The sequence below is a fragment of the Myxococcales bacterium genome (assembly GCA_022563535.1).
Taxonomy (GTDB): Bacteria; Myxococcota_A; UBA9160; order UBA9160; family UBA4427; genus DUBZ01.
This window is the reverse complement of sequence record JADFNE010000004.1, coordinates 96,467-112,086: the sequence shown is the minus strand read 5'-3', so window position 1 is coordinate 112,086 and position 15,620 is coordinate 96,467. Positions and strand designations below refer to the sequence as shown.

The following is a 15,620-nucleotide window of genomic DNA, read 5'->3' as shown; positions in this document are numbered from 1 at the left end:
CTTTTTTCGATGCCGCCCGGCCCCTCGCAGACCTCGCAGCGCCCCGGCGGCCGGGATGGGCGTGTCCTACCGTGACCCCGTCACCCCTGGAGAGATCATGCTTTCGAAACTCGACGACTATCCCGTCCACCAGACCTCGGAGCCACTCGCTCATCCGGCGTCGAGCGATCGCAACGTCTACGACCGCTATTGGTTCAACGGCTATCCGGATGATGGCAGCTTCTACTTCGGGATCGGCGCGGCGCTGTACCCCAATCTGCAAATCATGGACTGCGGACTCTCGCTGGTGATCGACGGCGAACAACACTCGTTTCACGCTTCGCGTCGGGCGCCGACCGAACCCAGCGAAATTTCCGTGGGGCCGTTCAAACTCGAGATCCAGGAACCGATGAAACGCCTCCGGGTCACCTTGGACGACAACGAGACCGGAATTGCGGGGGAGCTGCAGTGGATTCCGCGGACCGCCAGTATCGAAGAAGGGCATCAACTCATGCGCAGCAGAGTTGGACGCATGGAAGCCACGCGTTTCAATCAATTTGGTCACTGGGAGGGAGAGATCCGCTACGAGGGCAAGTCGCTGACCATCGACCCGGCCCGGGTGCTGGGCACCAAGGATCGCAGCTGGGGAATTCGTCCGGTGGGCGATCCCGCGCCGCCCGGTGCGCCGCCTGGTCAGTTTGATGGCATTTTTTTCTTGTGGGCGCCGCTGCACTGGAAAGACCGTTGCACGCACATGGGCGTGTTCGAGAACAAGCACGGTGTGCAGTGGCACTTCGATGGGATGATCTGCCCGGCTTACGACAACCCAGACGACATTCCCGGAACCGAAGATCCAGCGACCGAGTTCCTGGCCGGAGGAGAGCACAAACTGAGCTTTGTTCCGGGAACGCGCCGGGCCAGCGCCGCAGAGATCACCCTGCTTACCCTCGACGGAAAGCGCGAAGAAATTCAACTCGACCCGGTGCTGTGTTTTCGCATGAAGGGCATTGGTTATCAGCATCCGGAATGGGGCCACGGGCGTTGGAAGGGCGAACTTGCAATTGGCGGAGAAAAATGGCGCTGCGACGAACTGGATGAGAACGCATTCGAAAACGTTCACATCCAACAGATCGTGATGGCCACGAGCGGGGATCAAAAGGGAATTGGTGTGCTCGAGCAAGTTCACATCGGCCCGCACGCTCGTTATGGGTTCAAGGACATGCTCGGTCCTGGATGAGGACCGGTGGTTTGGGGTCCGACCAATCAGAACCATTTCGAGCAATCCTCAGCCGATTGCTCGTGGCCATCCCGGCGCTGTGCTACTCGAAAAAATGTCAGACGAGGCCAACGAAGCCAATCCGATCTGGCGCAATTCACAATTGAGGTTCCGGCTAGAAATTCGCTCGGTATGAACTGGCCATAGTGTCAACACCCCGCTCGCATTCGAAATCCATCTGCACGTTTTGAACGTTCTGCAGTGGTAACAGTGAATGCAAGGACGCGCGCCGCGAGTCTGTGTCAGCGACAGGGGGTGGGATGGCGCGCGGTGTCGTTCTCGCATGCAGTTCAGTTTTGCGTTCAATTACTTTTGAGTACAACACGCGTCGGCTCAATGGGTTTGCGCGGGTGCTCGTGCTGGTGGCCGCAGCTGCGCTCTATATGGGGTGCTTGGGTTGCTCCGCCTGGGAAACCGGATTGCGCATTCCGCAACCGCGCTCCGGTGTGGCTCGGGTCTTCGAAGACCTCATGCTCCCGGTACCCGGTGGGCACGTGAATGCCTATGGCGGAAACTTGTTCGTTGTGCGCGGTGATCTAGCGGTCGATACCCGCATTGGCGATTGGCAGGTTGAGGCCGTGTGGAACTCGGCCGCAGGGGCGTGGCACTGGAACTTCGACTCCAGCCTGCTCAGAGATCAGCCGACAATGGATCCCATCTTTACGGATGACACCGGCTATCGGTTCAATTTCAAAATCGGCAGCGGAATAGGCCAACCCGTGCCCGGATCCCATTGGGTCTGGCACAGTCACGATGCCGTTCGGACAAGTGGGGGGCTCGTGCACGAGTTCGACGAGGCGGGGAAGTTGGCCTCCGTGAATTGGATCAGTGCTGCGTTCCCGGCACTTCGTTTTGTGAGATCGAGCCCTGAAGCGGAAAGCCGACTCGCAAGAATCGACCAGTGCACGAGCGATACAGATTGCTCGACCCTCTATTCATTGACCTACGACGCGAGGGGGCGCTTGTCGGCGGTCGATGACCTCGCGGGGCGCTCGGCTCTCTATACCTATGACGCAGATACGGAGCGCATTGCTTCGGCACGCGATGCCCTGGACCTCGCCAACGGTTGGGGGGGAACTCGCTATGAATACGACGAGGCCGGCCGCCTTGTCGCCATCACAAACTCCCACGACGAGCGGATCGAATACCACTACTACGGAACGACCAACGCAATCATGAAGGTCGTGCAGATCGGGGAAGGCGACCCGTTCTGGCGGTTTGTTTACGGCGGGATGGATTCGATCGGAATCGCGAAAACCAATGTGACCGATCCCATGGGCGGCACTTCCGTCTACTCGTTCGATCTGAATCTGCGCATGTGGAGCAAGCAAAATTCCGCTGGCGAGTTCTGGAGGTGGCAGTGGCGGGGAGATAGCTACGATCGCATCTCCGAGCTTTCGCCCTCGGGTGTCGAGCGTCTTTTCGATGTGGTGGGCAGTGACGTCGCCACCGAGACGCAGCCCTCCGGAAACATCATCATTCGCACCTTTGCGCCTTCGCCGGCGGAGAATCGCGAGAACCGGTACAGGCGTGCAATCGCGAGAATCGAAGAAGACCTCGGCTTGATCGAGAGCCGAAGCTACTCGAGTGAAGGCGTTCTCGAGTCGGTCGCGACAGGAACCGGAGATCTCACGACCCTGGCCTATGACGCGGCCGGAGATTTGACGCTGACCGATCCAGCCGGCGTCGTGACCGTGTATTCGGACCGTGGAGATCACGGCCATTTTCGCAGCGTGACGCGCGGGACCACCACGGTGAACTACACCTACGATGTCCTGGGCAACCTCCTCGAAGCCGACGGTTTGCTCGATCGGGACCCGCACCTTGGCTCGCTCTCGATAGGCCAGGGGGGAATTGTCGAGCGCTCGTATGATGCAGATCGCAACATCGCGGCGCTTGTGCTCGAAGCCGGCGGGGCGTCGGCGCCGGGACTGCAAAGCGAGCTGCGGATCGAATGGCGGGCGGACCACCAAAGTACCCTGATCGAGCGCCCCTATGGCGGAGATACCGAGTTTCACTACGACACCCTGGGTCGCAGAGTCGAAGAAAGAAGCCGGGTCGACGGTTCGTGGACCAGTACCATGGTTCAATACGACGCCAACGGTCGGATTGTTGCGATCTTGAAGCCCAACGGGATGGCGACACGCCTCACGTATCGCAGCCCAGGCGAAGTTGTTTCCGTGCGCTACGAGCTGGACTGGACCGATGCTGGCGAAGTCGATTCGATGGCGGTGTTGGAATACGAAAACGCACGGCTCGTCGCGATTCGCGACACGGCACACGCGATGGTCCCCGAAACGTACTCCTACGACGCCGCGGGATTTGTCGACGAAATTCACTATCCCGACGGCGAAGCCGTCAGCGTGAGTCGCGATCTGCGGGGGCGAGTCGATCTGAAACAATACTGGCGGGCCGACGGAACGCTTCTGCGGAGCTTTGAGCGTGACTACGATCTTGCCAATCGGCAGATCGCGGTTCGCGAGGACGGTGTTGCGATCCTCAATTTGACATTCGCGGCAGGCAGCGTAGACGAAATCCTCTTCGGCAATGGCGTTGCGGTCGTGAACCATTTCGACCCAGCGACCGGCGATCTCACCGGGTTCACGGCGACCAACGAAGCGCAGCAACTCGTCGCCTCGATGGACGTCTCGACTGCGACCTGCGACATCGTGCTGCCCGCCAGTCGCTGCAAGATCGAGCGGACCGAAAGTCTGATCGGAGTCCTCGCAACCTCCTACACGGAGTATCAACTCGAAGATCGGAGTTCCGAGCGACTGATCGCTGACTCGCGCGGCATCTGGCTCGTGGTCGATGAGTTCTACGACTATGACGAACTCAGCAATCTGGAAGCGTCGTCAGCCGGAGACTTCATCTACAACCCCGAGCGCAACCGTCTACTTCGCATCGAGAAGTTCGGACTCGCAAAAGTCGGAATCGAGAAGTTCGGAATTGAAAAGGCCAGCATGGAAGCCGACAGTTCGCTGGTCCTCGCGTACGAGTACGATGAAGCGGGTTATGTCACCGCGCGCAACGGTGTGCCGATCCACTGGAACGGAATGGGGCGAATGACGGCGCTGGGAAGCGACGTCGAAATGCAATGGGACTCGTTCGGAAGAAAAATTTCAGCGACGGTCGCAGGAGCGGAGGCCCATTGGAAGTACGGCGGCGAGTTGGTTGAAGACGAATTCGGAAGCAATCAAAGGCTCGACCTCGGCTGGGCCGTAAGTCGGATCGACGATTCTACTCACGAGTACCGGCTCTTCGACTTCCGAGGCAACAGCAAGTTGATGCTCGATGACGAAGGCGCTGTGAAGGCGCATCATCACTACTCGGGTTACGAACGCGTCACTACGACTGGCAGCGATGAAAGTAGCAGGGGCTTCGCGGCGGGAGCCCACGTCGATGAATTGGTCGTCATCGGAAAGCGCATTTACGATCCAGTCGCGCGGCGGTTTCTGTCGCGAGACCCGATTTCTCAGATCATCAATCAGTACAGCTACACGCTGGGGAATCCGGTGCGGTTCTGGGATCCAGGTGGGGCTGAACAGACGAGCTCGCCCCCGATTGGATATGAATTAAAGACCACGACAACGGGCGGCGGATTCGGGGTCAACATATTCGTCGCTCACGCTGAGTTCCACTACGAGGTTACGAGAGAGACGATGACAAAGATTCCCAGCACGCAGACCTCACCCGCGCTCAACGGCTCGAGGAGTGGTTCCCGAGGCAAACGGCCTGGAAATGGGACGTGCAAGATGAATTGCTCCAGCGGGACCAAGAACACGGGTGTTTCGACCGGGGCTTCCACGGGAAGCGGCCCTGCTGTGGATTGGTCGTGCGGGTTGGGATTTGAAATCGCGCCGCTGCTAGCGCTCGCGTTTTGGCTCCGAACTCGCCGGTCGCCGGCACGTCGTTCGAAGACTGCGTCACGTGGGAGCTGACGGGAGAGGCAATTGATGACTACATCGCTGTTGCCCCCGGTGGAGTCAGGAGTGCCTGTCCTGAGACAGCAGATCGCGTCGCAGAATTTCTTCTTCGATGATGTATCCAAAGCATGCAAGGTGTATGTGGAGATCTACGAAGACCGTCTCGAATTGCCGATGCGATTCAATTTCCAACGGTCCACGTCAGTTTCGCTCTCGCAGATCCACTCGCTGGTATTTTTGAGGCGCCGCTTTTTCGAAGTTCTGATCGTTGGATCGATGCGGTCCACTCCGGTATGCATTCGAAGCGGCGACCTGACCAACCCCGCAGCGCTCGAACTTCTCTCCGCGGAATTGCTGCGATATGTCTCGAAGCAGCCCGGTGGCGCATCGATGCTCCATCGGATTGATCGGCGATCGCTCTTTTTCGAACGCCTGCTCAAATTCCCATGGTTCAGTGTCGGCCTGGTGGCGTTGTTCGGACTCATTCACTGGTTCGTCAGCAACCGGGTTGATTCTCATGGTCTTGAAGGCCAATTGCGGTACGGCGCCTTCGTCGCTGGGCTCGTCGCGTCGGGCGAAGTGTTTAGATTGGTGGCCGCAAATTTCTTGCACATCGATCTGTCGCACCTGCTGCAGAACTCGATGGTTTGCCTCGTTTTGGGTTGGATCGTCGAAGCCTCAATTGGCCCCAGACGGCTGGCGCTGATGCTGTTTCTCTCCGGAGTCGCGGGCTACTCAGCGGTTCTTCTACTGAATCTTTCCTGCGAGGAATCGCAAGTCTTCATCTCAATGGGGAGTTCTGCCGCGGTTTGGGGGCTGGGCGGGGCCTACGCGTTTCTCTCGCTGCGAAGAAGAAACGATTTCCCCGTCGGGTTCCGCAGTCCGTGGCCCTTTTGGATACTCCTCGTATCGCAGGTCTACGCACAGGGACTCTTGAGCGACCAAGTTGTGATGGCACACCTGGTCGGCGGGCTGACGGGGTTGATTTTCTTGATCGGAGCTGCGCGGGGAAGTCGTCGGGTCCCGCTACCGAAAAACTCGAAACTCACCCCCGCGGTAGTGATCGTGGCTGGGATTGCGATGCTTGCGGCCGGCTTGGCGATCAGGAACAACGGGTTGTCTGGGACCAGGCCCTACATCATCTTGATCCACGATCGTCTCGCTTTGCCCAACATTTCCGATGAAGCGCGCCACTACTACTCCTGGGTACTCGCCACCTCGGCCTCTGCGCCAAAGCGATCGTTGCAGCTCGCGTTGGACAAAATGGAGGATCTGCTCGCCGGCGACCCCGGCTTTCCGCTTCAGGAGACGCTCGCCACGCTCTACTATCGCGTCGGCATCCCGCAGCGAGCGGTCAGCATCACGAGAGCTCTATGGCGAACCGCACCAACTCCGAGGCTCGGATCTCAGCTGACGCGGTTTTACCAATCAGCCATCGATGCAGAGGAACATGTAGCTGGAGATCCCGACTTTGAACCCGAAGCAATTGCAGAGACGCGCATCGAATTATCCGCACCCGAGTACGGAGGAGGACTTCAGTTCGAGACGATTTTACCGCACAGCATTTCCGAACCCGTAGTCGTTCACGGGCTCATGTATCGAGACGGAGAACTCGACGGTCTCATTGAAATCATGCTCGAGACTGACATGGTCATTCGCCAGTGCTTGTTTCCGGAGACGAAACGGGAGAGTCGACAACACAGCGAGACGATTGTTCGCGCGGTCTGGCTGGGCCGGATTGAGCCGGGTGCGCTGGGGGACGCCACGATCTGTCGACTCCAGAGGATGCTTCCAGAGTTCAAGCATCTCCCCTGACGATTCCCTCAGCCCGGGCGCGAGTGGAGTTGTGAACGGGCTGCTATGGGTCGGGGAATCCGGTTGCCAGGTCGGCTGCGAGAGTCTTCTCGATGAGTTCGATCGCCGCTCCCCTGACGATTGCTCGGGTGCCCACGTAGGCGCGGCGCGGAAGTTTTGCCAAGCGCTCTGCTTCTGCAAGTGCGCGATCTGCGAGTTGCTCGCTCGTCGCCGTCTGGTCGTAGAAGCCCGCGCTTACCGCCCCTTCAGGCGTATAGATTTTCGCTTGCACCGTAGCCCCGATGAATTCCGTGTTGGGCATGCGGCCTCGCGCAAATTCGACCAGGAAGATGGGCGTCGTCATCCCGATCGCGACTTCGTTGAAACCGATTTTGAACTCGCCTTCGGCGCCAATGCGAGAATCTGCCGCCATCAACAATACGGCCCCCATGGCCAACGCGTGTCCGGTCGAAGCGATCACGACGGGTGCGGGAAATCGAGCGATCCGCAGAGCGAGTTCAGCGCCACTGGTCACCATGGCTCTCGCGGCGCCCGGGCCTCCCTCGCGCATCACACCGAGGTCGAAGCCCGCACAGAAGCGACCCGGCCGACCGGTGAGCAACACTGCAAGCTCGGCCTCCTCGGCCTGATCCAACGCGGTGTTGAGCGCTGCGAGCAAGCTGGGAGAAAGGGCGTTGGCCTTGCCATCGTCGAGGCGAATGATCGCCACATCTCCGGAAGTTTCATAGGTAACGGCGTCTGACATGTTGGCTCCCCAAAATTCTGAGCGCGGATGCGGAGTCATTCTAACACGGGATCGCGGAAATTGGCGGAGTTGAGCCGTTCCGGCTGGGCTACATTCGTGAGCGCTCGAGCCGCGGGTTTTCCGAGAGCAAGCGCCGCTGGTGTTGCCACCTTCGACCCACCTGCACCGAGGCGAGCCCGCATGGATCTTGGTGCCGACACATCAGCGTGATTCCCTGGAAAGGAGTGAATCCATGACTGAGTTTGCATTCCGCAGCGCGTGCGGGCTCGCACAAGCGCTGAGATCGGGGGAGGTCAGCTCGCTCGAACTCACGGACTACTTCATCGCGCGGATCGAAAAATACGATGGAGACATCAACGCAGTCGTGGTTCGCGATTTTGAACGTGCGCGGGACGAAGCGCGCATCGCCGATACCGAACTTGCGGTGGGCAATTTCAGGGGCCCGCTCCATGGCGTTCCGATGACGATCAAGGAGTCCTATGACATCGCGGGACTGCCCACCACCTGGGGCTACCTGGAGTTCAAGGACAATATTGCGAGCTCTGATTCATTGGTGGTCGAACGCTATAAGGACGCTGGCGCGATCTTCCTGGGCAAGACAAACGTCCCGGTCGCTTTGGGCGATCTGCAGAGTTACAACCCGGTGTACGGAACCACCAGCAACCCATGGGACCTCACCCGCACGCCAGGTGGATCGTCCGGAGGCGGTGCAGCTGCTCTGGCGGCAGGTTTGACGGGTCTCGAGACGGGTTCGGATATCGGCGGGTCGATCCGCACCCCCGCACATTTCAACGGCGTCTTCGGCCACAAACCGACCTGGGGCGTGGTTCCGCAGCAAGGGCACGCGATACCCGGAATGATCGCGTCACCCGACATCGCGGTGTGCGGTCCAATAGCTCGCAGCGCAGAAGATCTCGCCCTGGCGATGAGCGTGGTTGCGGGCCCCGAGCCGTTGAACGAACTGGGTTGGCAGTTGACTCTCCGCAAGTCCATACACAACAGCTTGGAGGATTTCCGAGTCGCGATCTGGCCGACCGACGAGATGTGTGAGGTCGATACGGAGATCGCCGACCGTGCCATTGCGTTGGGCGACAGCCTTCGCAAGTTTGGTGCGCGGGTATCCAACTCATCGCGTCCGCAGTTCGACTTCGCGAGGGGCCATGTTACCTACCTCAGCCTGCTCAACTCGATCATGGGGTCGAGCTTGAGTCCCGATCAATGGGCAGCCGCCCAGGCCGCGGCCGAAGCCAACGATCCGGCCGACAAATCGAATCGGGCTGTGGTCACGCGTTCGATCGTGTCGAGTCATCGAGAGTGGCTGTCGCACAATAATGAGCGCGAGCGTCTTCGCTATGTATGGCGCGATTTCTTCACCGATTGGGACATCTTGATCTGCCCGCAAACGCCGACCCCAGCATTTCCCCACGATCATCGACCGTTCTCCGAGCGAACGATTCAGGTGAACGGCAGAGATCAAGCCTACTTCGATCAACTTTTTTGGGCTGGCGTGGTCACCACTTCCTATCTTCCGAGTACGGTTTTCCCAACCGGTCTTTCCAGCACCGGCCTTCCGATCGGGTTGCAAGCTATCGGCGCTGAGTATCACGATTACACGACAATCGAGTTTGCCCGACTGCTGTCGGCGCACACTGGCGGTTTCGCTGCGCCCGATGGATATCATTAGCCGCTAGTTTGTGGCGAATCAGACAATTGCCACACTCGGGTTCGTCGCCCATCGCAGTTGCCTCAGCCACTAGCAACCAACATCGTTAAGTGCGCACCTCCGGCGTGGTCGGCCCGGAATTCTCATCTCTCAAGTTTTTTGCATGTTCGACGCCAAGAAAGTTATGGCAATAGCGGAAGAGTTGCGGGGTGCAACAGCGTGTCGTGGGGGGGTTCGAACTGTAGTTCGGACTGTATTGGCGATCGTGGCAATCGGGTGGGTCTGTGGGCTGACCGGCTGCGCGAGCCTGGACACTTCGGATTCGTTCGTAACGCGTTGGAGCATGCGGGGCGCTGGAGCGCTCGGTTCATTCGTTCTCCACGAGGCTTGCCATCTCGCTGTGGGCGCGGCGTTCGGCGCGGACGTCGACGCGAGCTTTCGCGGTAGCTCTCTCTACCTCGAGTTCGGTGATCTGTCCCAAAACGAACATCAAACAGTCTCGATTATCGGCAACGTGTGCACTGGGATCGCCGCCGAGGTGATCGTCGACACCGGAGCACACCGAAAGAGCAATCTGGCGTGGGGAGCGGCGGCGTTCCACGCCATCAACGTGTTTGGTTACGCGTGGAGTCCCAGCGGAGATGCCGAATATTGGGAGAAATCCGGGGGCTCCAAGGCGAGTTGGCAGGCCATCAACGCGACGCATTCCACTCGCATCGGCGCCCAGTTGGCGTGGGATTCCAGATTTGGCGATTACCTGAAAGAGCGCTGGCGAATGGGGCCAATTGGGCCATCGCCGGTCTTCGGGGTGTCCGCTGCACTTCCCGCTTCCGTCCCCGAGCCAAACCCGCTGTCGGAGTCGTCGGCCCCCGAAAGTGAACGGGTCCTGCACGTTTTCGAGTCCCTCACGGTCCCAGTCGCATTGACCGCCTCGACCGACTGATTCTCTGACAGCTTCCCAACCTGTACGAATGGGCTCGTGGTGCATGGCGATCGGACGCTATGGTCTGCCGACGACGGAGGAATGCCCATGAGCTCTACGAACCAGGATCGTACGCACTTCGACGTCGTCGTCGTCGGAGCGGGCTTCGCCGGCTGTTACATGCTCCATCGGCTGCGCAGCATGGGTCTTGCGGTTCGAGTGTTCGAGATTGGTGCGGGAGTGGGGGGCACCTGGTACTGGAACCGCTATCCCGGTGCACGCTGTGATATCGAGAGCATGGAGTACTCCTACCAGTTCTCCGAGGATCTGCAGCAGGAATGGGATTGGAGCCAGCGCTATGCGTCCCAGCCCGAGATCCTCGCCTATCTCAATCATGTAGCGGACCGCTTCGACCTGCGTCGCGACATTCAATTCGAAACGCGGGTCACAAGGGCCTACTTCGATGAATCCACCCGCCGCTGGAACATCGGCCTGCACACGGAATCGGACGGCGACAAATCGATCTCGGCCCAGTTCTACATCATGGCCACGGGATGTCTGTCCTCGACCAACACACCTGATTTTCCGGGACTCGATGAATACAAAGGCGACTGGTACCACACTGGCCGTTGGCCTCATGAGGGAGTGGACCTCAGCGGCAAGCGCGTAGGCGTGATCGGGACCGGTTCATCCGCCATTCAGTCGATTCCGTTGATCGCCGTCGAGGCGCAGCATCTCACCGTGTTTCAGCGCACGCCAAACTATTCGATTCCCGCACACAACGCACCCATTGACCCGGATCTAAAAGCCAGGGTAAAGGCGGATTACCGGGGCTTCCGAGCACGGAACAGCCGGATGCCCTTTGGAGCGTTCGCGGATGTCGAAGGTCGGGAAGAAACCGCGCTGGCCGCCAGTGAGACGGAACTCGAGCAACACTACGACCATTGGTGGAAGATTGGCGGACTGACGTTCCTGGCGTCCTACGGCGATCTGCTTTTCGATGAAAACGCCAACGCAACCGCGGTGAAGTACGTACGACAAAAGATCATGGACGCCGTCGACGATCCCGCTGTGGCCAGCATCCTGATTCCCGATCAGATTTTTGGCTGCAAGCGCCTGTGCGTAGACAGCGGATACTTCGAAACGTTCAACCGTCCAAACGTCGATCTCGTCGACATCAAGAAAGCTCCAATTCAAGAGATCACGCCGAAGGGTCTGCGAACATCTGATGCCGAATACCCACTCGACGTCATCGTGTTTGCCACGGGTTTCGACGCAATGACCGGTGCGCTGCTCGGGGTAGACATCCGAGGTCGCAATGGTCAGACCCTGCGCGACAAGTGGCGGGAGGGGCCGCGCACCTATCTCGGGTTGGGAACCGCTGGCTTTCCGAATCTGTTCACGATTACGGGACCCGGCAGTCCTTCGGTGTTGGCCAACATGGTGCCCGCGATCGAGCAACACGTGAATTGGATCGCTGACTGCATCGAATATCTGCGCATCGCTGGTCTTCGCGAGATTGAAGCCACGATCGATGCGGAAGATGCCTGGGTCGAGCACGTAAACGAGATCGCAGACATGACGCTGTTTCCCAGCTGCAATTCCTGGTATCTCGGGGCGAACATCGCGGGCAAGCCCCGGGTCTTCATGCCCTATATCGGATTTCCGACCTACGTCGACAAGTGCGAAGAAGTCGTGGCCAAGAACTACGAAGGTTTTTCGCTTCGCTGACCTTCGGGTTTCTCCTGCGGAAGAGCGTCGGCGATCCGCTAAACTGGTCGAACGGAATTTCGCCCCTTTTATTTCTCAATCATGTAGGTGATCAAATTGAAGCAACGCGTTCGCATCGCAGTCCTCGGAGCGGGCATGTCTGGCATCTGTATGGCTGTCCAGCTGAAGAAGCGCGGTATCCATGATTTTGTCATTCTCGAAAAGGCCGAAGCGGTCGGTGGGACCTGGCGCGAAAACACCTACCCGGGTGTGGCCTGCGATGTCCCCTCGCATTTGTATTCGTACTCCTTTGAGCTGAACCCCAATTGGAGTCATTCATATTCGACGGGTCGTGATATCTGGGACTACTGTGAAGCGGTTGTCCAAAAGCACGACCTGAAGCCGCATATCCGGTTTGGTGCCGAAATCTCGAACGTGCGATTCGATGGCAGCCGTTGGCAGATCGAAGTGAAGGACGGCGCGACGGTCGACGCAGAAATCGTGGTCAGCGGAATGGGGGGGCTGCACGTACCCAATCGCGCCGCTCTTCCGGGCATGGATTCGTTCGCCGGCACCAGCTTTCACACCGCAGAATGGAATCACGACCACGACCTCACCGGGCGTCGCGTCGCGATCATCGGCACCGGAGCCAGCGCAGTGCAGGTGCTTCCGGCGATCGCCGAACAGGTCGCGGAGGTTTCGATCTTCCAGCGTTCAGCGGCCTGGGTTTTTCCGCGGTTGGCCCGGGAAATTCCCGAAGACTGGCGCGCTCGGTTCCGCCGCGCCCCGCTGTTGCTTAGGCTCTACCGCTGGTGCTTGTGGATGTTCATGGATGTATTCGGCTTCCTCTCCCTGCGCAGGGGCAGCTGGATGGCCGCCAAGGTGAGGCGCATCGGGCTCGCGCATCTCGAGGCGGCGGTCAAGGATCCGGTATTGAGACAGAAGCTCACACCGGACTACAACCCCGGCTGCAAGCGTCGCTGTATCGCGGACGACTATTGGATCACTTTCAATCGCGACAACGTTCACCTGGTCGTAGATACGATTGCCAGTGTCGAAGCCGGCGGGATTCGAGATGCCTCGGGAAAGCTGCACGAGGTCGATACGATCATCGAAGCCACGGGGTTCAGGCCTTTCGACATCAGCGACTACGTCAATATCGAGGGCCGGGACGGCCGCAGGCTGCGCGATGTCTGGGGCGAGAGGATCGAGACGTTCCGCACGATGATGATTCCGGGTTTCCCCAACTTCTTCTTGCTGCTCGGGCCCAACAGTGGGACCGGCCACACCTCGGCCTTGATCATGATCGAGTCCCAGGTGCAATACATCTTGCGTTGCCTCAGGCTGATGGAACGAGAAGGTGTGAAACACCTGGATCCCGACCCGGAGGTCGTTCGCCAGTACAATCGCCGCCTACAGCGAGACATGAAGGGAATGGTATTCAGCGGTGGTTGTAACGCCTGGTATACCGATGCCAACGATTACAACTTCACGCTGTGGCCGTACTCGGCGGTACGCTTCGTGGCAGAACTGAAGCGAATCAAGCGGTCGGAGTTTTTGAGTTCAGCAGATCTCAGAACCTGATCAGTCGAGTCTGACGATGGTCCGGCCGACGGTCTTGCGATCTCGCAGCGACTCGAGGGCAGCAGGCAATGCCTCGAATTCGACGACCTGACCCACCACAGGGCGAAGCTCCTTTGCGAGCACGCCTTCGACGATCTCTTTGGTGATGCGCGTTCCTAAATGATCCGGCACGAAATTCCAACCCATGCCCTTCTTCATCAACGGTGCAATTACGGCGTCCGCATAGGCGAGAAGCACGCCGCAAAGTTTCAGGTTTCCCACAGAAATGCGTCGGGGCACGATGAACTGTTTGTCGGCAAAGGACTTGTCCGAAGCGAAGCCCATCATCAGGTAGCGGCCGTTGTACGCGATGCAGTTCATCGACTTCTCCATCACAGCCTCGCCAACATTGTCGAAGATCACATCGACGCCGCGGTTTTGCGTGGCTTCCATGATCACTTCGCAAAAGTCCTGTTCGTTGTAGTTGATCACCGTGTCGGCCCCGAGATCGCTGCAGAGTTTCAGCTTCTCTGCCGATCCCACCGTGGCAAACACCGTCGCGCCGGCGTTCTTTGCCAGCTGAATGGCCGCGGATCCGGCCCCACCCGCCGCAGCGTGGATCAAGACACTTTCCCCCGCCTGGAGTTCGGCGCGATCGAGCAAGCCCAGCCAGGCGAGATGGAAGGGGAAATAGAGAGCAGCCGCATCCGGGAGTGGGATCTCTTCGGGCATGTCGAAAGCACTTACGAGGGGACAGATCGCGTACTCGGCAAAGCCGCCGGTGGCTTGCTTCGCCATCGCCACGACCCGCCGGTTGGCCCAGTCTTCCGTGCCGGGACCACAGGCGGCAACCGTGCCCATGACCTCCATTCCGGGTGTGCACGGCAGCTCCGGCCGCACCATCATATTGCGACCGGTCACGCGCTCGAGGTCGTTGAGGTTGAGCGCGATGGCCGCAACGTGCACCAACAACTCACCGGGTTGCGGTTCCGGAAGTGAGATCTCGTCGAGCTTCAGAACCTGGGTCGGTTCTTCACCGTACTCATGGGTCCGCCAGGCGCGCATGGTTTTGGGCAGATTGCCGTCGTTGCTCATGGGTCGATCTCCTCGCTGACTTTGTACATTGACGAACTTTGACCGCTCAGTCCTTTGGCCGGTCTCCCGAAAGCACGTCCATGCCAAAGGCGGGTTCTACAAATTGCGTGAAATTGGGACCGCGCCGCAGGGCGTGCCCCCCGTCTACATTGATCGCGACGCCGGTTATCCAGCGCGCTTCGGGGCCGATCAGAAAGCGTGCGAGATTTCCGACGTCTTCCGGATCCCCCACATCGTTCATGGGTGTGTTCTCAATGTAGGATGCAAAGACCTCACTGTCGCGCGGAATTCCTTGCATGATCTCGGTCGAGATGAAGCCCGGCCGAATGGAGTTGAAGCGGACGTTGCGCGCGCCATATTCGTCTGCGGCGTTTTTCATCATCTCTTCAATCCCGGCCTTGCCCACGCAATAGGCTCCGAAATACGGATGGGTCACGTGTCCCGCGATCGATGACATACCGATGAAAGACCCACCCCCCGCCTCGATCATGTAGGGAGTCGTGTGCTTTACGCAGAGCATCGTGCCGAGCACGTTGAGGTGAAGCACGCGAACAAACTCATCCGCGTCCTGAAGGTGGTACGGCCCCATGCCGCCGCCGCCCCCCGCATTGGCCACGCAACCGTCCAGCCCACCCGTCGGTTCCGCTGAGAATGCGACGATGCGCTTGACGTCGTCCTCCTTCGTCACGTCGCCAACCACAAACTGAATGCTCCCGCCGTGCCCCAGGTGAGATTCAATTTTCTTGCTGGCGACGGCGAGCCTGTCTTCGGTCCGGCCGCAGATCGTGACCGCCGCCCCGTCCGCCGCACAACGCGCCGCACAGGCCGCACCAATGCCGGTTCCGCCACCGGTAACGAGAATTGCCATGCCTTCGAGGCCGCCACTCGGAATGGTTCCCTTTGCCATCGTGTCTCTCCTGAGTTTT

The 15,620-nt window shown here is 59.3% G+C and carries 10 protein-coding genes; 7 read left to right on the top strand and 3 right to left on the bottom strand.

The window, feature by feature from the left end; genetic code table 11:
• Positions 1-97 precede the first annotated feature (97 nt).
• The 3 genes from IH881_02630 to IH881_02620 all read left to right on the top strand — a co-directional run bounded on the left by IH881_02630 (position 98) and on the right by IH881_02620 (position 6,996).
• Positions 98-1,216, top strand: coding sequence for a hypothetical protein (locus IH881_02630; GenBank protein ID MCH7866564.1), 1,119 nt, complete (start codon positions 98-100; stop codon positions 1,214-1,216).
• A gap of 299 nt (positions 1,217-1,515) precedes the next feature.
• Positions 1,516-5,196 (top strand): hypothetical protein, encoded by a 3,681-nt coding sequence (locus IH881_02625; GenBank protein ID MCH7866563.1) that lies wholly within the window; start codon positions 1,516-1,518, stop codon positions 5,194-5,196.
• Between the two features lie 15 nt (positions 5,197-5,211).
• On the top strand, positions 5,212-6,996 hold the full coding sequence (locus IH881_02620) for a rhomboid family intramembrane serine protease (protein ID MCH7866562.1): 1,785 nt from the start codon (positions 5,212-5,214) through the stop codon (positions 6,994-6,996).
• A 43-nt stretch (positions 6,997-7,039) separates the two neighbouring features.
• On the opposite strand, the gene IH881_02615 is transcribed toward IH881_02620, so the two are convergent.
• Positions 7,040-7,741 carry a crotonase/enoyl-CoA hydratase family protein gene (locus IH881_02615; protein MCH7866561.1) on the bottom strand — a complete coding sequence of 234 codons (702 nt, stop codon included), beginning with the start codon at positions 7,739-7,741 and terminating at the stop codon, positions 7,040-7,042.
• Between the two features lie 232 nt (positions 7,742-7,973).
• Here IH881_02615 and IH881_02610 point away from each other — a divergent pair, with 232 nt between their 5' ends.
• The 4 genes from IH881_02610 to IH881_02595 all read left to right on the top strand — a co-directional run bounded on the left by IH881_02610 (position 7,974) and on the right by IH881_02595 (position 13,620).
• Complete coding sequence (locus IH881_02610) at positions 7,974-9,425, top strand: amidase (protein ID MCH7866560.1); 1,452 nt, start codon at positions 7,974-7,976, stop codon at positions 9,423-9,425.
• A 244-nt stretch (positions 9,426-9,669) separates the two neighbouring features.
• Positions 9,670-10,347 carry a hypothetical protein gene (locus IH881_02605; GenBank protein ID MCH7866559.1) on the top strand — a complete coding sequence of 226 codons (678 nt, stop codon included), beginning with the start codon at positions 9,670-9,672 and terminating at the stop codon, positions 10,345-10,347.
• An 87-nt stretch (positions 10,348-10,434) separates the two neighbouring features.
• Positions 10,435-12,057: an NAD(P)/FAD-dependent oxidoreductase gene (locus tag IH881_02600; GenBank protein ID MCH7866558.1), complete on the top strand. Its 1,623-nt coding sequence runs from the start codon at positions 10,435-10,437 to the stop codon at positions 12,055-12,057.
• Between the two features lie 135 nt (positions 12,058-12,192).
• Entirely contained in the window at positions 12,193-13,620 is a 1,428-nt protein-coding gene (locus tag IH881_02595) for an NAD(P)/FAD-dependent oxidoreductase (GenBank protein ID MCH7866557.1), read from the top strand.
• Here IH881_02595 and IH881_02590 read toward each other — a convergent pair whose 3' ends face one another.
• Positions 13,621-14,694, bottom strand: coding sequence for a zinc-binding dehydrogenase (locus IH881_02590; protein MCH7866556.1), 1,074 nt, complete (start codon positions 14,692-14,694; stop codon positions 13,621-13,623). It abuts the gene before it with no gap.
• Positions 14,695-14,740: 46 nt separating this feature from the next.
• Entirely contained in the window at positions 14,741-15,601 is an 861-nt protein-coding gene (locus IH881_02585; protein ID MCH7866555.1) for an SDR family oxidoreductase, read from the bottom strand.
• Between the last annotated feature and the right edge of the window lie 19 nt (positions 15,602-15,620).